Below are 25,301 nucleotides of genomic sequence, written 5' to 3'. Positions count from 1 at the left end.
ACCCTCGGTCTCCGGGTCAGCGACTGTCGGAGCCGGTGGATTCGACAGTCGCCCGGCCGGCCTCCAGACGGGCGACCGGCACCCGGAACGGCGAGCAGGAGACGTAGTCCAGCCCCACCTGGTGGAAGAAGTGCACCGACTCAGGGTCGCCGCCGTGCTCGCCGCAAACCCCGAGCTTCAGCCCGGGACGGGCCGCCCGGCCCTCCTCACTGGCGATCCTGACCAGCCGGCCGACACCCTCGGCGTCGATCGACTCGAATGGCGAGATACCGAAGATCCCCAGCTCCAGGTAGCGCCAGAAGAAGGCGCCCTCCACGTCGTCGCGGGAGAAGCCCCAGCCCATCTGGGTCAGGTCGTTGGTGCCGAAGGAGAAGAACTCCGCCGCCTCGGCGATCTGCCCGGCGGTCAGCGCGGCCCGGGGCACCTCGATCATGGTGCCGATCAGCACCTCCACCGCCTGCTCCCGGGTCACCTCCGCGATGATCTTCTCGGCCTCGGTACGTACCGTCTCGAGCTCCTGGACCGCGCCGACCAGCGGCACCATGATCTCCGGCTTCGGGGTGCCGCCGTCCCGGGCGCACTCCACCGCCGCCTCGACGATCGCCCGCACCTGCATGGCGAAGAGGCCCGGGATGACCAGGCCGAGCCGGACACCGCGCAGGCCCAGCATCGGGTTCTGCTCGTGCATCCGGCGTACCGCGCTGAGCAGGGCCTCGTCCCGGGCCGCGTCCTCGCCGCGCTCGTGCGCGACCGCCACGTGCACCGCCAACTCCTCCAGCGAGGGGAGGAACTCGTGCAGCGGCGGGTCGATCAGCCGGACGGTGACCGGCTGCCCGTCCATCGCCCGGAACACCTCGACGAAGTCGGCCCGTTGCAACGGCAGCAGTTCGGCCAGGGCCGCCCGCCGCTCGTCGTCGCTCCGGGCCAGGATCAGCCGCTCGACCAGCGCGCGTCGGTCACCGAGGAACATATGCTCGGTCCGGCACAGGCCGATCCCCTCGGCCCCGAACCGCCGGGCCCGGGCCGCGTCCTCGCCGGTGTCGGCGTTCGTCCGCACGCCCAGCCGCCGCCGGGTGTCGGCGTGCGTCATGATTCGATGTACGGCGGCCACCAGCGGATCGTCCGTGGTCTCCCCCTCGACGCTCCCCTCGAAGTAGCGGACCACCTCGGAGGGCCAGACCGGCACCTCGCCGAGGTAGACCTTGCCGGTGGTGCCGTCGATCGAGACGATGTCGCCCTCGGCGACGGTCCGGCCGTCCACGGTGAACCGCCGGGCCCGGACGTCGACGTCGAGGGCGTCTGCGCCGCAGACGCAGGTCTTGCCCATCCCCCGGGCCACCACGGCGGCGTGGCTGGTCTTGCCGCCCCGCGAGGTGAGGATGCCGCGGGAGGCGATCATGCCTGGCAGGTCGTCCGGGTTGGTCTCCCGGCGGACCAGGATGACGTCCTCGCCGGCCTCGGCCAGCTCGACCGCCCGCTTCCCCTCGAAGACAACCCTGCCGACGGCGGCCCCGGGTGAGGCGCCGATTCCCCTGGCCAGCGGGGTCGGATCGGTGTCGAGTTTGAAGCGCGGGAACATGAGCTGAGCGAGCTGGGCGCCGTTGACCCGCTGCAGCGCCTCGTCCAGGTCGATCAGGCCCTCGTCGACAAGCTGGGCGGCGATCACGAACGCGGCGGCGGCGGTGCGCTTGCCGACCCGGGTCTGCAGCATCCACAGCTTGCCGCGCTCGATGGTGAACTCGATGTCGCAGAGGTCGCGGTAGTGCTCCTCCAGCCTGGCCATGATGGCGAGCAGCTCGTCGTACGCCGGTTTGTTCAGCTCTTCGAGCCGTTGCAACGGGACGGTGTTGCGGATGCCGGCCACCACGTCCTCGCCCTGGGCGTTGGCCAGGTAGTCGCCGTAGATGCCCTGGGCGCCGCTGGCCGGGTCACGGGTGAAGGCGACCCCGGTGCCGGAGTCCGGCCCGAGGTTGCCGAAGACCATCGCGACGACGTTGACGGCGGTGCCGAGGTCGGCCGGGATCCGCTCCTGCCGGCGATAGAGCACGGCCCGCTCGGCGTTCCACGACTCGAAGACGGCGTTGATGGCGAGTTCGAGCTGTTCGCGGGGCTGTTGCGGGAAATCCCGCCCGGTGTGCTTGCGGAAGATCGTCTTGTACGTCGACACCAGTGCCCGCAGGTCGTCCGCGTCGAGGTCGAGGTCGTTGTCGGTCCCCTTGGCCCGCTTGGCCTCGTCGAGCGCGTGCGCGAAGTCCTCGCCGGGCACGTCGCAGACGGTCTTGCCGAACATCTGGATGAGCCGGCGGTAGGAGTCCCAGGCGAAGCGGTGGTTGCCACCGGCCTGGGCGGCGAGGCCGGCCACGCTCTCGTCGTTGAGCCCGACGTTGAGCACCGTCTCCATCATGCCCGGCATGGAGAACCTGGCTCCGGAACGGACCGAGACCAGCAGCGGGTCGGCCGGGTCACCCAGCCGCTTGCCCATCCCCTTCTCCAGCGACGCCAGGTGGGCGGCGATCTCCTCGGCCAGCCCGTCGGGCTGGGCTCCGGTGTTCAGGTATGCCTGGCAGGCCTCGGTGGTGATGGTGAATCCGGGCGGCACGGGCAGCCCGAGGTTGGTCATCTCGGCCAGGTTGGCGCCCTTGCCACCGAGCAGGTCCCGGAGGTCCTTGTTGCCCTCGGTGAAGTCGTAGACGTACTTGTGTCTCTTGTTCCCCTTGTGTCCCGCCGTCTGCTGCGCTGTCAACGGACCCTCCCACGTGCGCCGTTCGACACTGAACGAAGGTTTAGCCGCTCTCTACTACCCAGGGGACAGTTGCCCGTACCAGCGAGAACGGCCGGCTGCTGGTGGGCGAAGGCTAAGCGACCGGCGGGTGCCCTGGGACCGTTCGGTGACAATCCGCACAGTTGCGAAGGCTGTACGTGTTCGCGAGGTTGTGTGGGAACGATCCCACGAGCAAGATCAGTCATCGACCCGACCCTCGGACGGAAGCGGCCGGCCCGGTTCCGCGTTGACCCCGGGCGACGAGGCTCGGTCGAATTCCCGCGTTGACCCCGGGCGACGAGGCTCGGTCGAGAGGGCTCATACCAGAGGGTGACCAACCCTTGACAGTTGGCCATTTCGAACGTACGTTTCATGAGATTTGCCCGGAATCACCTGCGGCTCCCCCGGAGAGATCTGCCGTGCGACCTGCCACATTCCCATCCCGGTCCACCCTCGCCACCAGCCCCGACACGCCCCGGCTCACCGACGTGCTACCCGCGCCCGCGCGGGTAGAGCCAGCCGCCGGGGTCGAGTTCGTCCTCACCCCCGGCACGACCATCCGGACCACCCCGGGTCCCGAGGCCGGCGCGGTCGGCCGCTACCTGGCCGACCTGCTGCGCCGCCCCACCGGCTACCCGCTGCCGGTGGTCACCGCCGGCCAGAGCGACGTGCCGGGCGGCATCTCCCTGCTGCTGACCGGAGACGAGGCGGCAACGACCGGTGCACCGGGCCGTCCCGGCACGGCAGCGGCCGGCACCGCGAGCCGCACCGGCACGGCACCGGCCGGCGCCGACTCGGCGGAGGGCTACCACCTGGAGACAACCGCCACCGCCGTGGTGGTCCGGGCCCGCACCGCGGCCGGGCTCTTCTACGGCGTGCAGACACTACGGCAGTTGCTGCCGGCGAAGATCGAGTCGGCCCGACGCCAGTCCGGCCCCTGGGTGATCCCCGGCGGCACGATCTCCGACCACCCCCGGTTCGGCTACCGGGGCGCCATGCTCGACGTGGCGCGGCACTTCTTCGCCGTGCCGCACGTGCTGCGCTTCATCGACCATCTGGCCCGCTACAAGCTCAACCATTTGCACCTGCACCTCACCGACGACCAGGGCTGGCGGATCGCCGTCGACTCCTGGCCCAGGCTGACCAGCGTCGGTGCCGCCACCGAGGTCGACGGCGGCCCCGGCGGCCACTACACCAAGGAGCAGTACGCCGAGATCGTCGCGTACGCCGCCGCCCGGCACGTCACGGTCGTCCCCGAGATCGACCTGCCCGGGCACACCAACGCCGCGCTGACCGCCTACGGGGAACTCGCCCCGGACCGCGTAGCGCCGCCGGAATACATCGGCACCGACGTCGGGTTCAGCACCGTCGCCGTCGACAGCGAGCGGACCTACCGGTTCGTCGACGACGTGCTCGGCGAGGTCGCCGCGCTGACCCCCGGCCGTTACCTGCATATCGGCGGCGACGAGGCGTTCGCCCTCGACACGGCCGACTACGCCCGCTTCATGAACCGGGTGCAGCGGATCGTCACCGGGCACGGCAAGCGGGTGCTCGGCTGGCACCAGATCGCGGTCGCCGAGCACAGCGCCGGGCGGGTGCTCCAGTACTGGGGCACCACGGAGGAGGACCAGACCGTGGCCGCCGCCGTCCGGGCCGGCGCCAAGCTGCTGCTCTCGCCCGGCAACCGCAGCTATCTGGACATGAAATACTCCGCGGCCACTCCGCTGGGCAAGGACTGGGCCGGGCTGGTCGAGGTGCGCGACGCGTACGACTGGGATCCCGGCAGCTATCTGGCCGGGGTGCCCGCCGAGGCGGTGCTGGGCGTGGAGGCACCACTCTGGACGGAGACGGTCCGGACGATCGGCGACGTCGAGTTCATGACCTTCCCCCGGCTGCCGGCCATCGCCGAACTGGGCTGGTCACCGGTGCAGGCCCGAGACTGGGCCGACTTCCGGCTCCGGCTGGCCGGGCAGGGGGTGCGGTGGAGCACCGCCGGGATCACGTTCCACCGCTCGCCCGAGGTGCCGTGGGCGGGCGTCCCTGTCGTACCCGAACCCCGCCCCGGCGGTTCCTCCTCCACGGCGACCGGTGCCGACACCGCACCGGCCTCTTCCGGACCAGGAAATCCCGGTGGGGTGTAGACCCCGATAGCTTCCCCCGATATCCGCCCTCGGCCGGAGCCGGCTCACCCTCACCCTCGCCGGGAACGTGGGTCCGGGCGGCACGGCGGGCCCGGGCGGCACGGCGGGCCCGGGCGGCACGGCGGGCCCGGGCAGCGGCTCCGGGCAGGTCAGCCGCCGGAGTCGGCGAGCTCGGCGCCGGCCGGCACCTCGGCGCTGTCCCGGTCGGCCAGCCAGCCGTCCGGCAGGAAGACCTTGCCCGGCGAGTTGGTCCGGCCCCTGGGCTGGCCGAGCGTGTCGACCGGGAACGGCTCGGCCGGATCGAGCTTGCCGAGCAGGTCGTCGAGTTCGGCGAGGCCGCTCACCATCGCCAGCGCCCGGCGCAGCTCACCGCCGACCGGGAAACCCTTCAGATACCAGGCGACGTGCTTGCGGAAGTCGACGCAGCCGTCCCGCTCGGCGGTGTCGGGCCGGTCGCCGCCGGCGAACCAGTCGACCAGCAGCTCGGCGTGCCGGCGCATCGTCGCCGCCACCTCGCCGAGTGCCGGGAGCCTACGCACCGGCCGGCCGTCGAAGGCGGCTGCCAGGTCGGCGAAGAGCCAGGGCCGGCCGAGGCAGCCGCGCCCGACCACCACACCGTCCGCCCCGGTCCACGCCACCATCCGGAGCGCGTCGTCGGCCTCCCAGATGTCGCCGTTGCCGAGCACCGGCACGTCCAGCGCCTGCTTGAGCGTGCCGATCGCGTCCCAGTCCGCCGTGCCGGAATAGCGCTGCGCCGCCGTACGCCCGTGCAGGGCCACCGCCGCCACCCCGGCCTCCTGGGCGGCGAGCCCCGCCTCGACGTACGTCAGGTGATCGTCGTCGATGCCCTTGCGCATCTTGACCGTCACCGGCACCCCGGCCGGGGTGGCCGCCTCGACCGCCGCCCGGACGATCCGGGCGAAGAGCCGGTGCCGCCACGGCAGCGCCGCCCCGCCGCCCTTACGGGTGACCTTCGGCACCGGGCAGCCGAAGTTGAGGTCCACGTGGTCGGCCAGGCCCTCCTCGACCACCATCCGGACCGCCGCTGCCGTCACCTCCGGGTCGATCCCGTAGAGCTGGAGGCTGCGCGGCCACTCGTCCCCGCCGAACGCCACCATCCGGAGCGTCTTCGGATTCCGCTCCACCAGCGCCCGTGTGGTCACCATCTCGCAGACGTACAACCCACCACCCTGTTCCCGGCACAGCCGCCGGAACGCGACATTCGTGATCCCGGCCATCGGGGCGAGCACGACCGGCGGCCACACCGAATACGTGCCGAGGGCAAGGAAGGGCCCCCGCTTATCGCTTTCTGTAGAAGAAGGGCCCCCTCCTAACAGCTCAGCCATAGCACACTCCCCGCCGCTCTCGATCGTCGTACACAGCCCCCCACGTTATCCACAGGTGCGCGGCAGGGCCCTCACAATGTATGTGAGGCCGGAGCAGCCTGCGCCGATGAGCATCGCCACGCCGTCCTCGCCCCGGAACCGACGCGCCCGGCCCGCAGCGGGCCACCACGGACCGAGCATCGACAGTCTCGCCGAGCGCCAGCAGCAGATCGTGACGCGGGCACAGTTGCTCGCCGCCGGCATCGACGACATGCACATGTACCGCCAGACGCGACGCGGTCGGTGGCAGCGAGTGCTACCGGCGACGTACGCCCTGGTCACCGGCACCCTCACCGACGAACAGCGACGCATCGCCGCGGCGCTTTATGTCGGGCGGAGCGGACAGCTCACCGGACCGGCGGCCCTGATCTGGTACGGCTTCCGCTATGCCCCGCAAACGCCGAAAATGCAGTTGATCGTGCCGCACGACACACGTCGCGCCTCCACCGGACACGTCCTGGTCTGCCGAACCCTCGCCCTCGACGACCGCGCCCGGGACGGTGGCCTCTACCAGGTCTGCTCACCGGCCAGGGCGGTGGTCGACACCGCACGCGACCTGCGTGACCTCCGGGTGGTACGGGCGATCGTGGCGGAGGCCGTACAGCGGAGCTACACCGATCTCGCCGCGTTGGACGAGGAGGTGATTCGGGCCGGCCGCAGCCGCACCGCGCTGGTACGCCGGGCGTTCCAGGAAGTGGTCCGGGGTGTCCGGTCTGCGCCGGAGGCGGAACTGCGTGCCTGCCTTTCCGGAAGCCGGTTGCTGCCGGAGATCGTCTGGAATCCTCGGCTGCTGGGTCGGGACGGGTCGAGCCTGCCCACCCCGGACGGCTACATCGCGGAGGCGGCGATCGCGCTCGAGGTCGACTCCCAGGAGTTCCACTTCGCGCCGGCCGACTGGCACCGCACAATGGACCGCCACAACGAACTGAGCCGGCACGGTGTGCTGATCCTGCACTTCCCGCCGGCCCAGATCCGCCGGGAACCACGGCGGGTCCGACAGATCGTCGAGGACGCGTACCAGTCCCGCCGAGGGTTCGGTGACGTGTGCGGGGTGTTAAGCGGGGCCCCCTCTACCGCAGAAAACGATAAGCGGGGGCCCTTCCTTACACCGCAGCTTCAGCAGCCGGGGAGGCGGTCCAGGAGGTAGCGCTCGACCTGGTCGATGGAGATGCGCTCCTGGGTCATGGTGTCGCGACTGCGTACCGTGACGGCGTTGTCCTCAAGGGTGTCGAAGTCGACGGTGACGCAGAACGGGGTGCCGATCTCGTCCTGGCGGCGGTAGCGGCGGCCGATCGCCTGCGAGTCGTCGAATTCCACCACCCAACGTCGGCGAAGTGCGGTGGCGAGGTCCTTCGCCTTCGGGGAGAGGGAGGGGTTGCGGGATAGCGGGAGGACGGCCACCTTGACCGGGGAGAGCCGGGGGTCGAAGCGCAGTACGGTGCGCTTGTCGACCCCGCCCTTGGTGTTCGGCGCCTCGTCCTCGTCGTACGCCTCCAGCAGGAAGGCGAGCACGGCGCGGGTGAGGCCGGCGGCCGGCTCGATCACGTACGGCACCCAGCGCTGCTGCTTCTCCTGGTCGAAGTAGGAGAGGTCGACGCCGGAGTGCTTGCTGTGCGTGGAGAGGTCGAAGTCGGTGCGGTTGGCGATGCCCTCCAGCTCGGAGAACTCGGTGCCGCCGAACCGGAAGCGGTACTCGATGTCGACGGTCCGCTTCGAGTAGTGCGAGAGCTTCTCCTGCGGGTGCTCCAAGAAGCGCAGGTTCTCCTCGGAGAGACCGAGGTCGACATACCAGTTCCAGCGCTCGCGCAGCCAGTACTCGTGCCACTCCTCGTCGGTGCCCGGCTCGACGAAGAACTCCATCTCCATCTGCTCGAACTCGCGGGTCCGGAAGATGAAGTTGCCCGGGGTGATCTCGTTGCGGAACGACTTGCCGACCTGGGCGATGCCGAACGGCGGCTTCTTGCGGGCCGACGCGGCCACGTTGTTGTAGTTGACGAAGATGCCCTGCGCGGTCTCCGGCCGGAGGTAGTGCAGGCCCTCCTCGCTCTCCACCGGGCCGAGATAGGTCTTCATCAGGCCGTTGAACATCCGCGGCTCGGTGAAGGTGCCCTTGTTGCCGCAGTTCGGGCAGTTCAACTCGGCCAGCGAGGCCGGCGGCTGGCCGTGCTTCTCCGCGTACGCCTCTTCGAGGTGGTCGGCCCGGAACCGCTTGTGGCAGGACTGGCACTCGGTCAGCGGGTCGACGAAGGCGTCCAGGTGGCCGGAGGCGGCCCAGACGTCCCGGGCCAGGATCACCGCCGAGTCGAGACCGACGATGTCGTCACGCTGCTGGACCATGGTCCGCCACCACTGGCGCCGGACGTTCTCCTTCAGCTCCACGCCGAGCGGCCCGTAGTCCCACGCCGACCGGGTGCCCCCGTAGATCTCGCTGGACGGGAAGACGAAGCCTCTACGCTTCGCGAGACTGACGACGGCGTCGATACGGTCGGCTGGCATGGCTACCTCCTACACCGGCTGGCGGCCGGCGGGGACAATCGTCGGGACGGTCAGCCGGGTCAACGGGACCCGGGCGGGGTCAACGGGATCAACGGGATCGACAGGATCGGCGGGGTACGGACGACATCGGCGGGGTACGGACGACGGACGGGACAGGCACTCGGACCCGGCTCGGGCGGTGCTCCGCACAACGGTACGGTCACCTGCGGCCCGAGCCCAGCAGATTACTCCACGTCGACGCCGGCCCCGCCCTCGGCCGGCCGGCTGTCCACCGGCTGTCCGCTCTCGTGCCCGGGTTCACCGGATGTCGCAGACCCGCAGACCGCCGGTTGTCGGATCCTGGTCCAGCAGGGCCTGAAGGTTGTCCCGCCCGCCGCTGGCATAGGTGACGTCCACCGGCACGCTCAGCTCGCCGGTCAGCGAGACGTCGCCGACCCGGAAGGAGGCGATCTCCGGCTCGGCGCCGACTCGGCGCTCGAACTCGGCCGGCGACTCCCGCTGCTGGGCGGACTCGCAGAGCAGGCCGTACGCCTTGTCGAACTCCTCGTCGTCGATCGCGTCAAGGTACTGGGTCACCACCGACCTGGCCTGCTCGTTCAACGCCTCGGCTCCGGAGACCAGGAGGCCGACCAGTGCCGCCCCGCCACCGCCGCAGAAGAGTACGACGGCCAGGGCGGCCACCCCGAGCCCGAGCCACATCCGGGCGCCCCGGCCCTCGCTGGGCGGCGCTGGAAAGAGCGGCTCGACACCGGGCCCGGCCGGTGGTGGGGGCGCCGTCACCACGGCCGTCACCACGGGCGACGAGTCGCCGTAGCCCGCGGGCGGCATCTGGTAGCCGTAACCGCCCGGGGGCGCCTGCTGACCGTAGCCGGCCGGCGGTGCCGGCTGACCGTGGTTCGTGGGATGTGTGTGGTGGCCGTAGGAGCCGGCCGGTGGCGGCGGATAGCCGGGCGGACGGGACGGACCGGGCGGCGGTAGGGATCCGCCGCCGGGCGCGGCGGGACCGTCGGCCTGGACGGGCTCGAATGGGGACGGCGGCCCGCCGGGCGGTCCGGAAACGGTCATGGCGCAAGGGTAGTGCCCGGCTCCTCACCGGCCGGAGTCAGCAGCCGGGGTCGGCGGCCCGAGTCGGCGGAGTCGGCGAGCGGAGCCAGCGAGCGGAGCCAGCGGCCCGAGTCGGCGGAGCCAGCGAGCGGAGCCAGCGGCCCGAGTCGGCGGAGCCAGCGAGCGGAGCCAGCGGCCCGAGTCGGCGGGGCCAGCGAGCGGAGCCAGCGAGCGGAGCCGGCGAGCGGAGTCAGCGGCCGGGGTCGGCGGCCCGGTCGCTCGGGGCGACGTCGACCTGGCCGTCCGGTTCGGCGCTGGCGAGCGTCTCGTACGCCGACGGCTCGTCGAGCGACTCGGCGAGCAGCGGAGTGGCGTGGATCTTGACGTCGAAGGCTCCGAGAGCGCGGCGGTAGGTGCCGACCGACTCCCACTCGGTGATCATGCACCAGTGCCGGGGGTCGTCGAGTGCCCGCAGCAGCCGGCCCCGGCGATAGCCCGGCCGGACGGCGAGGGCCGCCAGCGCGGCGTGCGCCCGCTCCGTGAAGGTCTCGGCGTTCTCCTCCGCCACGACGAACCGGTTGGTCACGAGCACGTACGCCTCCTGCCGTCGCGGCCCCGGCCGGCAGGCGGGGTGTCGGGGGCAACAGCCGGCCGGCCGGGGGTATCGGGATCTCGTAGAGTCTGTGGAATGCAGCGTACGCAGAGTGTCCTGCTGACCCGCCTGGCCCGGGTCAACCCGACGGCCGCGTTCCTCGGCGCGCTGGTGCTGGTGTTGGTCGCCCTCTTCGCGCCCGGGATCGTCGGCGGGGCCCTCCTGCTGCTGCTCGCCGCCGGGCTGGCCGCGCTGCTGGTGACCACGTGGCCGGTGCAGCGGACGGCGACCCGGACGCTCCGGCTGCTGATCCTGACCCTGCTGGTCGCCGCCGCACTGATGAAGATCCTCTGACGACGGCCACGGGCCTGAAAGCACTCTCATGCAAGCATGCGTTTTTGACAATCATTCTCATTGTCGCGCAGAGTGGATGACATGGTGATCCGCCCTGCCCTGCGTACCGTCGCTCTGACCGCCACCGGCCTGCTCGCGCTCGCCGGCACCGCCGCCTGTGGCGACGGCGGTGGCGGCGGCGCCGACCCCGACCGGGTCGACGTCGTCGCCGCGTTCTACCCGCTCCAGTTCGTCACCGAACGGGTCGGCGGGGACGCCGTCCGGGTGACGAATCTCGCCAAGCCCGGCGCCGAGCCGCACGACCTGGAGCTCAACCCGGGCCAGGTCGGCCAGATCAGCGACGCCGAGCTGGTGGTCCTGCTGGCCGGCTTCCAGCCGAGCGTGGACGAGGCGGTCGAGCAGCAGGCCGGCGGCCGGGCCTTCGACGTGGCCACCGTCGCGCCACTGCTGGACGCGACCGCCGGCAGCCACGAGCACGAGGGCGAAGGTGAGGAGGAACACGCGGGCGAGGGCGCGGAGTCCGCGACCGGGGAGCCGACCGGAGAGCCGACCGGAGAGCCGGGCGCCGGGGAGGAGCACGCTGAGGAGACCGCCGGGGAGGAGCACGCCGAGGAGACCGGCGGGAAGGACCCGCACGTCTGGCTGGATCCGACCCGGCTGGCCGGGATCGCCGACAAGCTGGCCGAGCGGCTGGGCGCGGTCGACCCGGACCGGGCCGCCGACTACACCGCCCGGGCGGCCACGCTCCGCACCGAACTGGAGGCCCTGGATTCGGAGTACGCCCAGGGCCTGAGGACCTGCGAGCGGCGCGAGCTGGTGACCAGCCACACCGCGTTCGCGTACCTGGCGGAGCGCTACCAGTTGGAGCAGATCGGCATCTCCGGACTGAGCCCGGAGGACGAGCCGGCACCGCAACGGCTGGCCGAGGTCGCCGCCGAGGCCCGGGAGCACAGGACGACCACGATCTTCTTCGAGACCCTGGTCAGCCCGAAGGTCGCCGAGACGATCGCCCGGGAGGTCGGCGCGAAGACCGCCGTACTCGATCCGATCGAGGGCCTGCAGCCGGACAGCACCGGGGACTATTTTTCGGTGATGCGCAGCAACCTCCAGACCCTGAAGACCGCGCTCGGATGCTCATGACCGGACCCGTCGTCACACTGGAGCACGGGGTGGTCGCCTACGACGACCGCCCCGTGCTCCGTGGCGTGTCCCTGCGGGTGAGCCCCGGCGAGGTGGTCGCCGTACTCGGCGCCAACGGCTCCGGCAAGTCCACGCTGATCCGGTCGATCCTCGGCCTGGTGCCGCTGGCCGCCGGGGCGGTCACCCTCTTCGGCACCCCGCAGCGCCGCTTCCGGCAGTGGCAGCGGATCGGGTACGTGCCGCAGCGGATGGGCGCCGGCAGCGGCGTACCGGCCACCGTGGCCGAGGTGGTCGCCTCCGGCCGGCTGGCCCGGCGCGGGGTGCTCCGGCCGCCGGGACGCGCCGACCGGGCGGCGGTGGCCGAGGCGCTGCGCGCGGTCGGGCTCGCCGAGCGGGCCGGCGACCCGGTGGCGACCCTCTCCGGCGGTCAGCAGCAGCGCACCCTGATCGCCCGGGCCCTGGCCGGCCGGCCGGAGCTGCTGGTCCTCGACGAGCCGACCGCCGGGGTCGACTCGGCCAGCCAGGACGCCTTCGCCGAGGCGCTGCGCGGGTTCGTCGCCGACGGCGGGACGGTGCTGCTGGTAGCACACGAACTCGGGCCGCTGGCCGAGGTGGTCACCCGGGCGGTTGTCGTACACGAGGGGAAGATCGCGCACGACGGCCCGGTGCCGGAACCGGTCGGACACCACGCGGCGCCCGGCCATGTCCACGTCCACCCGCACGCGCCGGAGGAGTCGACAGGATCGACAGGGGTGTGGGGCGGCCGGGCATGAGTCTCTTCCAGTACGACTTCATGATCCGCGCCCTGGTCGGGGCGCTGGTGATCGGGCTGACCGCACCGGCACTCGGCATCTATCTGGTGCAGCGCCGGATGTCGCTGATCGGTGACGGCGTCGGGCACGTCGCGCTGACCGGGGTCGGGGTCGGCCTGCTGCTCGACCGCTCCCCCGTGCTGACGGCGGTGATCGTCGCCGCCGTCGCCGCCGTCGCGATCGAGCTGATCCGGGAACGCGGTCGCACCTCCGGCGACGTCGCCCTGGCGATGCTCTTCTACGGCGGCATCGCCGGTGGCGTGATGCTGGTCGGGCTCTCCGGCAGCCGCAGCAACGCCAACCTGATGGCGTACCTCTTCGGCTCGCTGACCACGACGTCGCCGCAGGATCTGGTGGTGATCGTGGCGCTCGCGGCGCTGGTGCTGGTGACCATGGTCACGCTGCGCCCGGCGCTCTTCGCGATCTGCCACGACGAGGAGTACGCCCGGGTCTCCGGCCTGCCGGTCCGGGCGCTCAACCTGCTACTCGCGGTGACCACGGCGGTGACCGTGACCATCGCGATGCGGGCGGTCGGACTGCTGCTGATCAGCGCCCTGATGGTGGTGCCGGTGGCCACCGCGCAGCTCGTCACCCGGGGCTTCCTCGGCACCATGCTGGCGGCGATGGGGCTGGGCCTGCTCGCCTCCGGCTCCGGGGTGTGGCTGGCCGGTACCGCCAACACCGCCCTCGGGGCCACCATCGTGATCCTGGCGATCGGGCTCTTCCTGGTGGTGTCGGTGGGGGTGGCGGTACGCCGGGCGCTGGCCCGGCGGCGCGCCGTGCCGGGCCCGGAGCCGCAGGTCGAGCCCTGTGACGTGGCGCTCGACGCCGCCCGGCAGGCGGCCCCGGACGCGCCTTCGGCGGCCGGGGCCACAGCCGGTCCGGCAGCCGCCCAGCCTGCCGGCCCCACACCCGTTGACCTTGGAACGGCGCACCGAACGGCGGTACGCCGTTAACAACGGTTACCGTTACAGGGTGACGAGCACAAACGCCTACGAGGCATACGCGGGCGCCGGTGAGCTGCTACGCGCGCTCGCCGCACCGATCCGGCTCGCCATCGTCAGCGAGCTCGCACAGGGCGAACGGTGCGTGCACGAGTTGGTGGAGCAGCTCGGCGCCCCGCAACCGCTCGTCTCACAGCACCTGCGGGTGCTCCGCGGCGCCGGAGTCGTACGCGGCTCGCGGCGCGGTCGGGAAATCGCCTATGCCTTGGTTGACGAGCACATCGCGCATATCGTGGCGGACGCGGTCAGCCACTCGGGCGAGACACCGTGACGGGGGCGTCCGGCAGGCACCTGGTGCGACGTGAGGAGGGCGAAATGGCGGCGGCGGACGGCGGCACCGCGACACGCAACACCCGGCAGCGCAGCGCGGTCAGCGCACTGCTCGGTGAGGTGGAGGGCTTCCACAGCGCCCAGGACCTGCACGCGATGCTGCGCAGCCGGGGCGAGCGGGTCGGCCTGACCACGGTCTACCGCACCCTGCAGGGGCTGGCCGACGCGGGCGAGATCGACGTGATGCGGCCGCCGGGCGGCGAGCACCTCTACCGGCGGTGCAGCGAGGGGCACCACCACCACCTGGTCTGCCGGGCCTGTGGCCGTACGGTCGAGGTGGAGGGGCCGGCCGTGGAAAGCTGGGCCGACCGGGTCGCCAGCAAGCACGGCTTCTCCGACGTCAGCCACACGCTGGAGATCTTCGGCACCTGCCCGGAGTGCGCCAAACGGTGACCTGCGTCAGACGGTGACCTGCGCCAAACGGTGACTGCGCCAAACGGTGACCTGATTCGCCGCCGCCCGTTGGCGGTATCCGAGACCGCCGGCCGGCCCGGTTGCGGTGTGGTGGCGTGATGCTCAGTCGGCCGCCGGCCGGGCCGGTGGCGTGATGCTCAGTCGGCCGCCGGCCGGCCCGGCGGCGTGGAGCCGAGCCAACCGGCGCCGAAACAGACGAAGGCCGCCGCCGTGGCCCGTGCGGAGCCGTCGCCGATGGCGGCGAACTCCCGCTGGGCGGCGGCGAGCGCCGACGCCGGCCAGGCACCGGCGTCCATCCGGCGGTGCAGGTCCAGCATCAGCGCCGTGGTCAGGTCCGCCGGCACGGGCAGCACGGCGGCGATCAGACTGCTGGTGCCGAGGGCCAGCAGCACCGAGGTGAACCCCATGACCTCGTCGCCGGGGCGTACGCCGGAGAGCCCCGAGTCACAGGCGGAGAGCACGACACAGCCGGGCGGTCGGGGTAGCCGCTCCAACTCGTATGCGGTCAGCGGGCCGTCGGCGAGTTCCAGTGTGGAGAAGAGCGGATTGTCCGCCCGGAACGTCCCGTGTGCGGCGATGTGCGCCAGCCGGGTCCCGTCCAGCCCCGTGGTCACCGCCTCGGCGGTCGCGCCATCGCCCACCAGCAGACGCGCGCCGGGCAGCACCTGGCTCAGCAGGCGTACCTCGCTCTCGGCGGCGGGCAGGCGCGGACCGGCGGCCAGCAGCGGCGGGCCGTCCGGCGCGGTACGGCGGACGGCGGCGAGCCAGGCCGTCGCGGACGGGGACACGGTCACCGGCCGTCCGGCGCAGGTCGGCAGGCCGGCCCAGGCGACGGCGTGCAACGCCCCGATCGGCACCATGACCAGCGGCCGGTCGGCCAGGATCGCCCGCAGCGGCCCGAAGAGCTGCCGATCCAGGAGCTCCGAGGCGTGCTCCACCCCGGCCCGCGCGTCCGGGGTGTCCCCGGTCACCACCAACCGACGCAGACCGAACCGGTGCAGCCGGGCCGCGTGCAGCGCCGCGTCGAGCGGGCCGAGGTCGTGCAGGGTCGCCCGACCGTCCCGGAGCAGCACCGCCCGGAGCCGCTCCCGGTGGGCGACGAGTTCCACCAGTACGGCCCTGCCGAGCCATTCGCCGAGGGTGTGCACACCCGGCGGCGCCAGCAGCCCGCCGCCGCCGTCGACCCCTCGGGCGAGTTCCCGGATGTGCCGTTCCAACCGGGTCTGGCGACGGCGTAGTGCGGTCACCGGTCGGCCGGCGAGCAGCGCCTCCTCCAGCGCGCCGCTGACCATCCTCAGCTCGGCGAGGGCGGCGGCGAGCCCGACGTCCTGCGGCGGGAGCACGGCCCGCATCCGCAGCGTGCTGGCCCGCCACCGCTCCGTCCAGGCAAGCACCTGGGCGGGCGTACCGCAGGTGATCGCGAGGTCGACGCCCTCGGCCGCCAACTCCTGACCGTGTGCGCCGCTGTGCGCACGCAGTTCGGTGGCGCCGAGCGCGGCCCGGTAGCCGTCGAGCACCGCCAGTCCGCGTTGCAGCGCCCGGGCACCACCCCGGTGGTCTCCGCCGAGCCGCCGGGACAGCGCCAGCGCGTACCAGCCCTGCGCCCGCCGCGCCGCCGTCCCCCGGCGGCGCGCCTGCGCGGCGACCGCGAGCAGGTCGAACGCCTGCCCGGTACGGCCCAGCGCGGCGGCCAGCCCGGCTGCCTCGATCCGGGTGGTCAGCGCGGGACCGGGCCATCCGGTCGCGTCGAGTTGTCCGGCGGTGCGCACCATCGCGGCCAGCAGGGAGGCCGAGCGGGTACCCCGGCGCAGTTCCGCGCGCAGTTCGACGTGCCGGGCGAAGGCGGCCCAGGTGCGGCGCCCCTGGCGGCGGAACCGGACCCGTGCCGCCGCCGCGGTCTCGGTGGCGGTCGCCAGATCACCGGCGAGCAGGGCGGCCCGGGCCCGGGCGAGCAGCGCCTCGGCGAGGTCCGACGCCATCCGGCGCCGTTGCAGCTCGCGTACGGCGACGCTGGCCACCTCGACCGCCTCGTCGACCAGTGGCACGGAGAGCAGCAGCTCGAACCGGTCGAGCAGCAGCGCCGGCCGGGGTACGTTGAGCCGGGTGTACTCCTCCTCCACGGCGGAGAAGCGGCGCAGCGCCCCGGGGATGTCGCCACCGTGGCTCGCGGCGATGCCGAGGTTCCACCGGACGTCGGCGGCGGCCAGCTCCAGTCCGAGCCGTTGGAAGATGGCGGCGGCGCAGCCGAGGTCGTCGTCGGCGCCCAGGGGCGCGCCCCGGTGCGCGTTGAGCAGCCCTCGGTTGTTCCGGGCGCGCGCCTCCAGCAGCCGGTCGCCCTCGCGCTGGGCGATCTCCACCGCGATCCCGTACTCCCGGACCGCCTCCTCGAACTGGCCACGGAAGTGCAGCACCACGCCCCGCTGCATCCGGGCCCGCCCGGCGTCGGCGCCGGTCAACTCGGGCAGCGCCGAGGTGACCGCGGCGAGTGCGGCAGAGGTGCGGCCGGCGTTGGCGAGCACGTAGCCGAGGCTCATCCTGGCCAGCGCCGCCGCCCGGGGTGATCCGGCGGCCCGGAGCGCGCGGCGCAGATGCCGCAGCGCCCCCGGCAGGTCGTTGAGCTCCCGCAGGGCCAGCCCGATCGCCCGCTCCGCGGTGGACCGCTCGTCCGCGTCGGATTGCCCGGTCGCCAGGACCCGTCGACCGATCGTGATGGCCTCGCGGGGATAGCGCTGGACGGCGTCGAGCGCCGCCCGGGCGGTGGGAGCGACGGAGCCGGCGCTGTCACCCATGCGGACAGAATCCCCGATAAATGGCCTTCGGTCAATCTGCACCGTATCCGAAAAGAGGCGATTCAGCGACACCCACCGGAGCCACGATTATTGACAACTGACTATCGCTGGAAAAGAATTGACGCCGCCGGAGAACGTTCAGGGAGGCGCCGGGGAACGTTCCAGGAGTTGGCCTGTCAACCGCGCTTTTCTCGCACATGTGGAGGACCGGTGTCGCCTGACCGTCCCGTTGCGCCGCGCCCGACCGGTCGGCTGTCCCGTCGGCATCTCATGGCGTTGGCCGCGCTGGCCGCGACCACACCGTTGAGTGCCGCACTCCGACCGGGGCGCGCCGCCGCTGACCGGGACGACGACGCCGCATACCAGCGGGCATTCCAACAACTGCTGGAAGCCGATTCGGACGTGCGGTACCACGCCGAGGCCGGCCGGGAATTCCTCTACCGCCCCCGGCAGTTGCTGGTGGCCGACCCGGACACCCCACGGGTGGTGACCGCGCTGCGGAAGGCCGGCCATCAGGTCGCCCCGGGCGGCAGGTTCGCCGGCGTCACCCGGGTGCACTTCGACCGGGAGACCGACGTGCCCGCCGTCGTGGCGACGCTGCGCGATCCCCGGCAGTGGCCCGGCCAGCCGGTCCCCCGGGCGCAACCGCACCACGTGCTGCTGGGCTACGGCAACATCATGGGCAACCCGGGCGGTCCGCCGCAGGTCGCCGCCGCACTGCCCGCGCCGGATCCGGCGTACGCCGGGGAGGGCGCCGGGGTGACGGTCGGCATCTGCGACACCGGGCTCTGGCGGCTGGCCGGCAGCCGGCACCCGCAGTGGCTCGGCGGCGGCTACCTGCCGGAGGTCGACGACGAGGACCCGCTCTACCTGCACGGCGACGTACTCGGCCCGCAGGGCGGTCACGGTACCTTCGTCGCCGGGGTGGTCCGGCAGGCCGCGCCGGGCGTGCGGTTCGACCCCGAGCCGGCGCTGGATCCGACCGGCGTCGGTGACGAGGAGATGCTGACGACGGCCCTGGCGGCACTCAGTCCGCAGGTGTCGATCGTCAACCTGTCGCTGGGTTGTCTGACCCAGGACGACCTGCCGCCGCTGCCGCTGGTCAACTTGCTCGCCGGCCGGCAGGCGGGCACCGTCGTCGTCGCGGCCGCGGGCAACACCGGCACCGACCGGCCGGCCTGGCCGGCGGCGCTCCCCGAGGTCCTGGCGGTGGCCGCCGTCAGCCGGCAGGCGGACGGGCTGGTGCCGGCGGCATACAGCGGCTTCGGATCCTGGGTGGACGCATGCGCGGTCGGCGAGCGGAGCAGCACCTACGTCGACGGCCGACTGCTGCTGCCCGGCCGGCCCGCCAGGCAGTTCCTCGGGTACGCGGCCTGGGCCGGCACGTCGTTCGCGGCGGCACACGTCTCGGGTCGGCTCGCCGCCGTGATGAGCGCCACCGGGCTCGACGCCGAGCAGGCCCGGCAGTTCCTGCTCGCCCAGCCCGCCTGGCACCCCGACTACGGCGTACTCGTTGACTGAGCGTCCGGAGCCGCCCGCGCGCCCCGATGCCGGCGCCGCACCGGCCGACCCGGGGACGGAAGGCGTCCTCGCCGACCTGGTCTCCGCGGCCACCGACGGTGACGAGTTCGCCTGGACCGAACTGGTCCGCCGCTACACCCCGCTGGTGCTCTCGGTGATCCGGGCACACCGGCTGGACCGAACCGACGCGGCGGACGTGAACCAGACCGTCTGGCTTCGCCTGGTGGAGCACCTGGGCCGGGTACGCGAGCCGGCCGCCCTGGCGACCTGGCTGGCCACCACCACCCGGCGGGAGTGCTACCGGCTGGTCCGTGTCGGCCGGCGTACCCAGCCGTTCGACCCGCTCGACCACGCCGTCGGGGCGACCATCGGTGCCCTGTTGCCGCCGGACTTCACGTCGCCGGACGAGAACCTGCTCCGGGCGGAACGCCGGCAGGCGCTGCGGGACGGCTTCGACCAGCTCCCGGCGCGCTGCCGGGAGTTGCTGTCCCTGCTGGTCGCCGATCCTCCGACGAGCTATCGGGAGATCGCGGAGCGGTTGGGCATGCCGATCGGCAGCATCGGCCCGTCGCAGGCACGATGCCTACGGAAGCTGCGCGACTCCCCCGCGCTCGCCGCGTTCGTCGGGGCGTCCTCGGAGGCCGACGGGAGCGGAGGTGACCGCGATGGGGCAGTGGCCACCAGGCGATGACGAGGCCCTGCTGGGCGAGCTGGCCGAGGCGCTGCGCGACACCGGACCGCCGCCGGACGAGACCCCGGCGCCGCCGGACGAGTCCCCGGCGCCCCGGGACGAGTTCCCGGCGGCCGACGCGGACGAGCTCCGCACCGCCGGTCCGGACGAGTTCCTGGCCGCCGGCTACGCGGCGTTCAGCTGGCGGACCGTGGACACCGAGTTGGCCATCGCCGAGTTGACCTTCGACTCGGCGTGCGACCCCGAGCCCGCCGGTCTGACCCGGTCCGCCGGCTCCGCCCGCGCCCTGGCGTTCCACGCCGGTCCGGTCGTGGTGGCGATCGAGGTGACCGGCACCGGCATCATCGGGCAGCTCTCGCCGGCTCGCGGCGGCCGGATCGTCGCCCGCACCCCACGCGGCCCGTACGAGGAGGTGGCGGTGGACGCCGTCGGCTTCTTCTCGCTGGGTCCGCCGCCGCCCGGTCCGGTCCAGCTACAGGCGCGGACCGCGGACTACGCGGTGGCGACAAGTTGGGTCCCGCTGCGCTGAGGCGTCCACGGAACCGCCGGCACGCCGAGGCGTCGCCGGGCGGTGACCGCCACCCGGATTCACGGCCGTACAGGAGAACCGTCGGGCGCGGTTGATACAAAACGGCGGGTAATTCTTCCATTCGCGTTCCTCCTTATCCGAGAATTACTCCCTCCCCGGCATATGCGGGCACGCACGGCAATCAAATTATCTGCATATTCCATTGCCTTCGGTCACTGACTAGAGTCGTTTTGCCGGCCCCGTGGGAGCGCGCTTCTCACTACTCATCGCCCCAGTACCGAAGGAGAACCAACCCCATGACCACTGCGAGTCCACGCCTGCTCCGAACCTCGATAGTGTTGTTCGGCGCGGTATTGGCGACGCTGCTGACCCTCTCGACGAGCAGCGCCGCCCTGGGTGGTGACGCCGGCAACGGGTCGACGGCCACCGCCGCGGCCTCCGAGCGTACCGACGCGTTCATGAAGGACACCGCGTCGGACGTCGGGAACGAGCCGCACGGGGCGATCTATTCGTCCTTCTTCAACAGCCCGGACGTCAAGATCTGCCCCGACGGGATCGAGTGCGCGTCCCACACGAACCCGGTCGTCGGGTCGACCAGCTACATCTTCGTCAAGCTCCGGAACCCGGGCCCGTACGGGTCGGGGACCAGCTCCGGCACGCTGCGCGCGTACTACACCACCTCGGGTGGCGCGGCGAACTGGCCGGTCCACTGGACCCCGATCGGTGCGAAGAGCCTGCCCGTCGCGCCCGGTGAGACGGTCACCTCCATCGCGTGGCCCAACGTGCCCTCCATCGGCCACTTCTGCCTCCTGCTCCGCTGGGAGTCCGCGACCGATCCGATGAACTTCGAGGGCACGGCGACCTCCATCAACACGCAGTACAACAACAACATCGTCTGGAAGAACGCCAACACCGTCCCGGCCACCCCGGGCGGACCGTCGGTCGACCGCCCGTACGCGTTGGCGAACGCGCTGCCCGTGCCGGCCAACTTCGACCTCGTGTTCCGGCCGGCGGACCAGGTCGTGCCGGGGGTGAAGGTCGTGGTCGACCTCGGCCCGGAGCTCTTCGAACGCTGGGTACGCAACGGCCGGGCGGGTGACGGCGTCCGGGTGGTCGGTCGGAACCAGCTGGAGGTCGACCCGGCACGGGCGGAGATCAGGGACCTGCCGATCAACCCGGAGGAGCGTCCCGTCGTCAAGCTGAGCTTCGCGGCCGGCGAGGCCGTGCAGAAGCCGTACGTGCTCCAGGTGCTCCAGGTCGGACCGGCCCGGGAGATCGGCGAGAAGTTCGTGCTCGGCGGGGTGGACTACACCATCGTGTCGGACCGGCGCTGACCGACGACAGCACGGTGGGGGCGGTGGGCCGGGGAGCGCACCTCCGGCCCACCGGCACGGCGTCGCGCACCGGCCCGTGGCACGCTGACCGGCATGAGGATCTACGCCGATCGCTTTCCGACCGCCGCCCGCCAACTCCTCACCGACCTGCTCGTCGTCGCCTGGGTCTACCTGTGGATCCGGGCCGCGATGTGGCTGCACGACCTGGTGCAGAAGCTCGCCGTACCCGGGCAGAAGCTGGAGGGGGCCGGCGGCGGGCTGGCCGACAACCTGGCCGACGCGGGTGGGAAGGTCGGCCGGTTGCCCGTGGTGGGCGACGAGCTGACCTCGCCGTTCGAGAAGGCCGCCGGAGCGGCGCGGGCGATGGCCGACGCCGGACGGGAGCAGCAGGAGCTGGTGGGTGACCTGGCGTTGGCGCTGTCGCTGGCCCTGCTGGTGTTTCCGCTCGGGGTGGTGCTGTTGGGGTGGCTGCCGTTGCGGGTCCGCTGGATGCGGCGGGCCGCCGCCGCCCGGGCGTTGCGGTCGGCGCCCGGCGGGCGGGACCTGCTGGCGTTGCGGGCGCTGGCCAACCAGCCGATCCGCCGGCTCACCCGGATCGATCCGGACGTGGCGCAGGCGTGGCGGCGGGGTGACGCCGGGGCAGTGGAGGCGCTGGCGGCACTGGAACTGCGTGCGCTCGGACTGCGCGGCGCACCGGGCCGCCGATGATGATGCCCGCAACGGCTGGCCAGCGCCGCCGCTGCCGGCCACAATGTCCGGGCGGGCGGCATGATCGCCCGCCGGCAACGCCTGCCGACGTCGCAAGTCAAGGATCTCCGTGTACCGACAGGAACATGTCCCGGACGCCTTCCCCCGCCGCCCGCTCGGCCGCACCGGCCTGCGCGTCACCCCGGTCTGCGTCGGCGGCGGCCCGCTGGGCAGCATGCCGGGCGTCTTCGGGTACGACGTCGACGCCGAACGCGGCACCGAGACCGCCCTCGCCGCGCTGACCGGCCCGTTCAACTTCCTCGACACCGCCGCCGGCTACAGCGACGGGGAGAGCGAGCGGCGGATCGGTGCCGCACTGCGCCGGATCGGCGGCGTACCGGAGGGTTTCGTGCTCGCCACCAAGGTCGACCGAGACCTCAGCACCGGCGACTTCTCCGGTGCACAGACGCGTCGCTCCGCCGTGGGAAGCCTGGAACGACTCGGCCTGGACCGGCTGCCGCTGGTCTACCTGCACGACCCGGAACACATCAGCTTCGAGGCGGGTATGGCGCCGGGCGGCCCGGTCGAGACGCTGCTGGAGTTGCAGCGCGAGGGCGTGATCGGACACCTCGGGGTGGCCGGCGGCCCGGTGGAGCTGATGGCGCGCTACCTGCGTACGGGACACTTCGCGGCACTGATCACGCACAACCGGTGGACCCTGGTGGACCGCTCGGCCGGTGACCTGATCGACGAGGCGGTAGCCCTCGGCGTCGGCGTGGTGAACGCGGCGCCCTTCGCCAGCGGCATCCTGGCCAAGGGCCCCGCGGAGTTCACCAGGTACGCCTACCGCGAGGCGGACGCCGGCACGTTGGAGCGGATCCGGGCGATGGAGGCGGCGTGCACGGCGCACGGCGTACCGCTGGGGGCGGCGGCACTCCAGTTCTCCCTGCGTGACCCCCGGATCACCGCCACCATCGTCGGGGTCTCCCGCCCGGAGCGGATTGCCGAGACGGCCCGCCTCGCCACCTGGGAGATCCCCGAGGAACTCTGGGAGACGCTGGCCCCGCTCACCGCTCCGAAGGAGTCCTGGCTCTACTGAGCCGGGTCACCGGCTGCCTGAAAACCACGCCACTTCCGCTCACTTCTGGTCGGGGCGGGGGATGCGGCGGCGGACGTCCTCGGCCGTGGACGGGCCGGGCTGCCAGGCGGCCACCCAGGGCAGGTCGGCGGCGGGGGTGACCACCCCGTCCTCCAGGAAGGCGTACCGGCCGGCGAGGATCCGCTTCGCCGCCACGGTGTCGACCGAGTCGGTGTTCTCCCAGAGCGCCCGGAACAGCGCGGCGATGCGTACGCGGGCCTGCCGGCAGAAGAGGTCGGCCAGCTCCACGCCCTCCGGCCGGGTCTCCCGTTCGGCGTTCGCCCGTACGCAGACCGCCGACATCGCGAAGAGTTCGGCGCCGATGTCCACGATCCGGCCGAGGAAGCCCTGCTTGTGCTCGAGTTTGCCCTGCCAGCGGGACATCCCCCAGAACGTCGACCGGGCCAGCTTCCGGGCGGTCCGCTCCACGTGCCGCAGGTGGCCGGCGAGGTTGCCGTACTCGGCGTACCCGCTCGGGGTCTGGCCACGGCCGACGGCAAGGCTGGGCAGCCAGCGCGCGTAGAACGCGCCCGCTTTTGCCCCGGCCCGCACCTTCTGGCCCAGCTCGGCGTCGGGGTCGATGATGTCGCCGGCCACCGAGAGGTGGGCGTCGACGGCCTCCCGGGCGATCAGCAGGTGCATGATCTCGGTCGAACCCTCGAAGATCCGGTTGATCCGCAGGTCACGGAGGATCTGCTCGACGGCGGCCGGGCGTTCGCCCCGGGCAGTCAGCGACTCGGCGGTCTCGTAGCCGCGCCCACCCCGGATCTGCACCAGCTCGTCGGCAATCCTCCAGGCCATCTCGCTGGCGTAGAGCTTGACCAGTGCCGCCTCGATCCGGATGTCGTTACGGTCGTCGTCGGCGAGCAGGCAGCTCAGGTCGAGCATGGTCTCCATGCCGTACGTCGTGGCGGCGATGAAGGCGAGCTTGCTCGCCACCGCCTCGTGCCCGCCGACCGGCCGGCCCCACTGGACCCGATCGGCGGCCCACTCCCGGGCCACGTTCAGCGACCACTTTCCGGCGCCCACGCACATCGCCGGCAGCGAGAGCCGCCCGGTGTTCAGGGTGGTCAGCGCGATCTTCAGGCCGCGCCCCTCGCCACCCACGACGTTCTCGGCGGGTACGAAGACGTCGGTGAACCGGGTCAGGCTGTTCTCCAGACCGCGCAGTCCGAGGAAGGCGTTGCGCCGCTCGACGGTGATGCCGGGCGAGTCGGCCTCGACGACGAAGGCGGTGATGCCGCCGCGCCGCCCTTGGGCTGCGGGCACCCGGGCCATCACCACCAGCAGGCTCGCCACGGTGCCGTTGGTGGCCCAGAGCTTGACGCCGTTGAGCCGGTAGCCGGTGCCGTCCTCGGTCGGCTCGGCGGTGGTGGCGAGCCGGGCCGGGTCGGAGCCGACGTCCGGCTCGGTGAGCAGGAACGCCGACACCTCACCGGCGGCGAGCCGGGGCAGGAAGCGCTGCTTCTGCTCGTCGGTGCCGAAGAGCTTGAGCGGCTGCGGCACCCCGATCGACTGGTGCGCCGAGAGCAGCGCGCCGATCGCCGGGCTGACCGAGCCGGCCAGGGTCAGCGCGCGGCAGTAGTGCAGGTTGGAGAGGCCGAGGCCGCCGTACTTCTGGTCGATCTTCATTCCGAAGGCGCCGAGCCGGCCCAGCCCGGCGAAGACCTCGTCCGGGATCCGGGCGTCCCGCTCGATCGCCTCGCCGTCCACCTCGGAGCGTACGTAGTCGCCGAGCCGGGAGAGGAACTCCTCGGCTCGGGCGGCGCGCTCCGGCTCGGGCCGGGGCCAGGGGTCGATCAGGTCGAGCCGGAGCCGGCCGAGGAAGAGTTCCTTGCCGAAGCTCGGCTTGCCCCACTCCGCTTCCCGGGCCGCCTCGGCGACCTGCCGGGCCTCCCGCTCGGTGACCTGACCGGCCTCCTTCGGCAGCGGTCCGACTCCGTCCGAGTCACCCGCCGCCGGCCTGTTCTGCTCTGTCGTGGTCACGGCAACCCCCTCCGAGCTGTATGGAAGGACCCTCACCGATCGTCCTGGCTCCTGGCAGGGGTCCTACCTGTCGTCCAAGCAATCCACGCGAACAACCCTACCCCGACTTGTTACCCGACAGTAGCAACCCCATACCACCCCCTCAATCCCCCA

The 25,301-nt window shown here is 72.4% G+C and carries 20 protein-coding genes and 1 pseudogene; 14 read left to right on the top strand and 7 right to left on the bottom strand.

Annotated elements, in window-relative coordinates:
- Nucleotides 1-16: 16 nt before the first annotated feature.
- Nucleotides 17-2,743, bottom strand: coding sequence for a pyruvate, phosphate dikinase (gene ppdK / locus ACN28C_RS13185; protein ID WP_422773758.1), 2,727 nt, complete (start codon nucleotides 2,741-2,743; stop codon nucleotides 17-19).
- Nucleotides 2,744-3,102: 359 nt separating this feature from the next.
- On the opposite strand from ppdK, the gene ACN28C_RS13180 reads away from it, so the two are divergent.
- Nucleotides 3,103-4,902: a beta-N-acetylhexosaminidase gene (locus ACN28C_RS13180; protein WP_422773757.1), complete on the top strand. Its 1,800-nt coding sequence runs from the start codon at nucleotides 3,103-3,105 to the stop codon at nucleotides 4,900-4,902.
- Nucleotides 4,903-5,051: 149 nt separating this feature from the next.
- On the opposite strand, the gene dusB is transcribed toward ACN28C_RS13180, so the two are convergent.
- Nucleotides 5,052-6,248: a tRNA dihydrouridine synthase DusB gene (gene dusB, locus ACN28C_RS13175; protein WP_422773756.1), complete on the bottom strand. Its 1,197-nt coding sequence runs from the start codon at nucleotides 6,246-6,248 to the stop codon at nucleotides 5,052-5,054.
- A gap of 106 nt (nucleotides 6,249-6,354) precedes the next feature.
- On the opposite strand from dusB, the gene ACN28C_RS13170 reads away from it, so the two are divergent.
- A complete protein-coding gene (locus ACN28C_RS13170) occupies nucleotides 6,355-7,434 on the top strand; it encodes a type IV toxin-antitoxin system AbiEi family antitoxin domain-containing protein (RefSeq protein ID WP_422773755.1) in 1,080 nt (359 codons plus the stop codon).
- Here ACN28C_RS13170 and ACN28C_RS13165 read toward each other — a convergent pair.
- The 3 genes from ACN28C_RS13165 to ACN28C_RS13155 all read right to left on the bottom strand — a co-directional run bounded on the left by ACN28C_RS13165 (nucleotide 7,404) and on the right by ACN28C_RS13155 (nucleotide 10,419).
- Nucleotides 7,404-8,783 carry a glycine--tRNA ligase gene (locus ACN28C_RS13165; protein ID WP_422773754.1) on the bottom strand — a complete coding sequence of 460 codons (1,380 nt, stop codon included), beginning with the start codon at nucleotides 8,781-8,783 and terminating at the stop codon, nucleotides 7,404-7,406. The genes ACN28C_RS13170 and ACN28C_RS13165 overlap by 31 nt on opposite strands.
- Nucleotides 8,784-9,080: 297 nt before the next feature.
- Nucleotides 9,081-9,611 carry a hypothetical protein gene (locus tag ACN28C_RS13160; protein WP_422774644.1) on the bottom strand — a complete coding sequence of 177 codons (531 nt, stop codon included), beginning with the start codon at nucleotides 9,609-9,611 and terminating at the stop codon, nucleotides 9,081-9,083.
- A gap of 466 nt (nucleotides 9,612-10,077) precedes the next feature.
- Nucleotides 10,078-10,419: an antibiotic biosynthesis monooxygenase gene (locus tag ACN28C_RS13155; protein ID WP_422773753.1), complete on the bottom strand. Its 342-nt coding sequence runs from the start codon at nucleotides 10,417-10,419 to the stop codon at nucleotides 10,078-10,080.
- Nucleotides 10,420-10,458: 39 nt separating this feature from the next.
- Between ACN28C_RS13155 and ACN28C_RS13150 the strand changes: the two genes are divergently transcribed.
- From ACN28C_RS13150 to ACN28C_RS13125, 6 genes and pseudogenes are all read left to right on the top strand, one after another.
- The gene (locus ACN28C_RS13150; protein WP_422773752.1) at nucleotides 10,459-10,773 is read left to right on the top strand and encodes a DUF6703 family protein; all 315 of its coding nucleotides are present in this window, start codon (nucleotides 10,459-10,461) and stop codon (nucleotides 10,771-10,773) included.
- Nucleotides 10,774-10,854: 81 nt separating this feature from the next.
- Nucleotides 10,855-11,913: a metal ABC transporter substrate-binding protein gene (locus tag ACN28C_RS13145; protein WP_422773751.1), complete on the top strand. Its 1,059-nt coding sequence runs from the start codon at nucleotides 10,855-10,857 to the stop codon at nucleotides 11,911-11,913.
- Complete coding sequence (locus ACN28C_RS13140; protein WP_422773750.1) at nucleotides 11,910-12,686, top strand: metal ABC transporter ATP-binding protein; 777 nt, start codon at nucleotides 11,910-11,912, stop codon at nucleotides 12,684-12,686. Before ACN28C_RS13145 ends, ACN28C_RS13140 begins: the two co-directional genes overlap by 4 nt.
- Nucleotides 12,683-13,549, top strand: a pseudogene (locus tag ACN28C_RS13135) (metal ABC transporter permease); the annotation flags it as partial. The gene ACN28C_RS13140 and the pseudogene ACN28C_RS13135, both read left to right, overlap by 4 nt.
- A 151-nt stretch (nucleotides 13,550-13,700) precedes the next feature.
- Entirely contained in the window at nucleotides 13,701-14,000 is a 300-nt protein-coding gene (locus tag ACN28C_RS13130; RefSeq protein WP_422773749.1) for an ArsR/SmtB family transcription factor, read from the top strand.
- A gap of 44 nt (nucleotides 14,001-14,044) precedes the next feature.
- Nucleotides 14,045-14,452, top strand: coding sequence for a Fur family transcriptional regulator (locus ACN28C_RS13125; protein ID WP_422773748.1), 408 nt, complete (start codon nucleotides 14,045-14,047; stop codon nucleotides 14,450-14,452).
- 158 nt (nucleotides 14,453-14,610) lie between these two features.
- On the opposite strand, the gene ACN28C_RS13120 is transcribed toward ACN28C_RS13125, so the two are convergent.
- Nucleotides 14,611-17,262: a CHAT domain-containing protein gene (locus ACN28C_RS13120; RefSeq protein WP_422773747.1), complete on the bottom strand. Its 2,652-nt coding sequence runs from the start codon at nucleotides 17,260-17,262 to the stop codon at nucleotides 14,611-14,613.
- Between the two features lie 270 nt (nucleotides 17,263-17,532).
- Between ACN28C_RS13120 and ACN28C_RS13115 the strand changes: the two genes are divergently transcribed.
- The 6 genes from ACN28C_RS13115 to ACN28C_RS13090 all read left to right on the top strand — a co-directional run bounded on the left by ACN28C_RS13115 (nucleotide 17,533) and on the right by ACN28C_RS13090 (nucleotide 23,123).
- Nucleotides 17,533-18,783 carry a S8 family peptidase gene (locus ACN28C_RS13115; RefSeq protein WP_422773746.1) on the top strand — a complete coding sequence of 417 codons (1,251 nt, stop codon included), beginning with the start codon at nucleotides 17,533-17,535 and terminating at the stop codon, nucleotides 18,781-18,783.
- A complete protein-coding gene (locus ACN28C_RS13110) occupies nucleotides 18,776-19,474 on the top strand; it encodes an RNA polymerase sigma factor (RefSeq protein WP_422773745.1) in 699 nt (232 codons plus the stop codon). Before ACN28C_RS13115 ends, ACN28C_RS13110 begins: the two co-directional genes overlap by 8 nt.
- Nucleotides 19,449-20,003, top strand: coding sequence for a hypothetical protein (locus tag ACN28C_RS13105; RefSeq protein WP_422774643.1), 555 nt, complete (start codon nucleotides 19,449-19,451; stop codon nucleotides 20,001-20,003). Before ACN28C_RS13110 ends, ACN28C_RS13105 begins: the two co-directional genes overlap by 26 nt.
- A 296-nt stretch (nucleotides 20,004-20,299) precedes the next feature.
- Nucleotides 20,300-21,337: a hypothetical protein gene (locus ACN28C_RS13100; protein WP_422773744.1), complete on the top strand. Its 1,038-nt coding sequence runs from the start codon at nucleotides 20,300-20,302 to the stop codon at nucleotides 21,335-21,337.
- Between the two features lie 93 nt (nucleotides 21,338-21,430).
- Complete coding sequence (locus tag ACN28C_RS13095) at nucleotides 21,431-22,045, top strand: hypothetical protein (protein WP_422773743.1); 615 nt, start codon at nucleotides 21,431-21,433, stop codon at nucleotides 22,043-22,045.
- 109 nt (nucleotides 22,046-22,154) lie between these two features.
- Nucleotides 22,155-23,123: an aldo/keto reductase gene (locus ACN28C_RS13090; protein WP_422773742.1), complete on the top strand. Its 969-nt coding sequence runs from the start codon at nucleotides 22,155-22,157 to the stop codon at nucleotides 23,121-23,123.
- A gap of 39 nt (nucleotides 23,124-23,162) precedes the next feature.
- On the opposite strand, the gene ACN28C_RS13085 is transcribed toward ACN28C_RS13090, so the two are convergent.
- Complete coding sequence (locus ACN28C_RS13085) at nucleotides 23,163-25,148, bottom strand: acyl-CoA dehydrogenase family protein (RefSeq protein ID WP_422773741.1); 1,986 nt, start codon at nucleotides 25,146-25,148, stop codon at nucleotides 23,163-23,165.
- Nucleotides 25,149-25,301: the final 153 nt, after the last annotated feature.

The organism is Plantactinospora sp. WMMC1484 (genome assembly GCF_049315195.1).
Classification (GTDB): domain Bacteria; phylum Actinomycetota; class Actinomycetes; order Mycobacteriales; family Micromonosporaceae; genus Plantactinospora.
The sequence above is the reverse complement of the archived record's forward strand: the minus strand, read 5'-3'. Positions and strand labels throughout refer to the sequence as shown.

Bases quoted from the DNA above. Each gene is read 5' to 3' on its own strand.
- dusB (WP_422773756.1), bottom strand. From the start codon at position 6,248: ATGGCTGAGCTGTTAGGAGGGGGCCCTTCTTCTACAGAAAGCGATAAG.
- ACN28C_RS13170 (WP_422773755.1), top strand. From the start codon at position 6,355: ATGAGCATCGCCACGCCGTCCTCGCCCCGGAACCGACGCGCCCGGCCC.
- ACN28C_RS13165 (WP_422773754.1), bottom strand. From the start codon at position 8,783: ATGCCAGCCGACCGTATCGACGCCGTCGTCAGTCTCGCGAAGCGTAGA.
- ACN28C_RS13160 (WP_422774644.1), bottom strand. From the start codon at position 9,611: ATGCCGCCCGCGGGCTACGGCGACTCGTCGCCCGTGGTGACGGCCGTG.
- ACN28C_RS13145 (WP_422773751.1), top strand. From the start codon at position 10,855: ATGGTGATCCGCCCTGCCCTGCGTACCGTCGCTCTGACCGCCACCGGC.
- ACN28C_RS13140 (WP_422773750.1), top strand. From the start codon at position 11,910: ATGACCGGACCCGTCGTCACACTGGAGCACGGGGTGGTCGCCTACGAC.
- ACN28C_RS13125 (WP_422773748.1), top strand. From the start codon at position 14,045: ATGGCGGCGGCGGACGGCGGCACCGCGACACGCAACACCCGGCAGCGC.
- ACN28C_RS13120 (WP_422773747.1), bottom strand. From the start codon at position 17,262: ATGGGTGACAGCGCCGGCTCCGTCGCTCCCACCGCCCGGGCGGCGCTC.
- ACN28C_RS13115 (WP_422773746.1), top strand. From the start codon at position 17,533: ATGGCGTTGGCCGCGCTGGCCGCGACCACACCGTTGAGTGCCGCACTC.
- ACN28C_RS13105 (WP_422774643.1), top strand. From the start codon at position 19,449: ATGGGGCAGTGGCCACCAGGCGATGACGAGGCCCTGCTGGGCGAGCTG.
- ACN28C_RS13100 (WP_422773744.1), top strand. From the start codon at position 20,300: ATGACCACTGCGAGTCCACGCCTGCTCCGAACCTCGATAGTGTTGTTC.
- ACN28C_RS13095 (WP_422773743.1), top strand. From the start codon at position 21,431: ATGAGGATCTACGCCGATCGCTTTCCGACCGCCGCCCGCCAACTCCTC.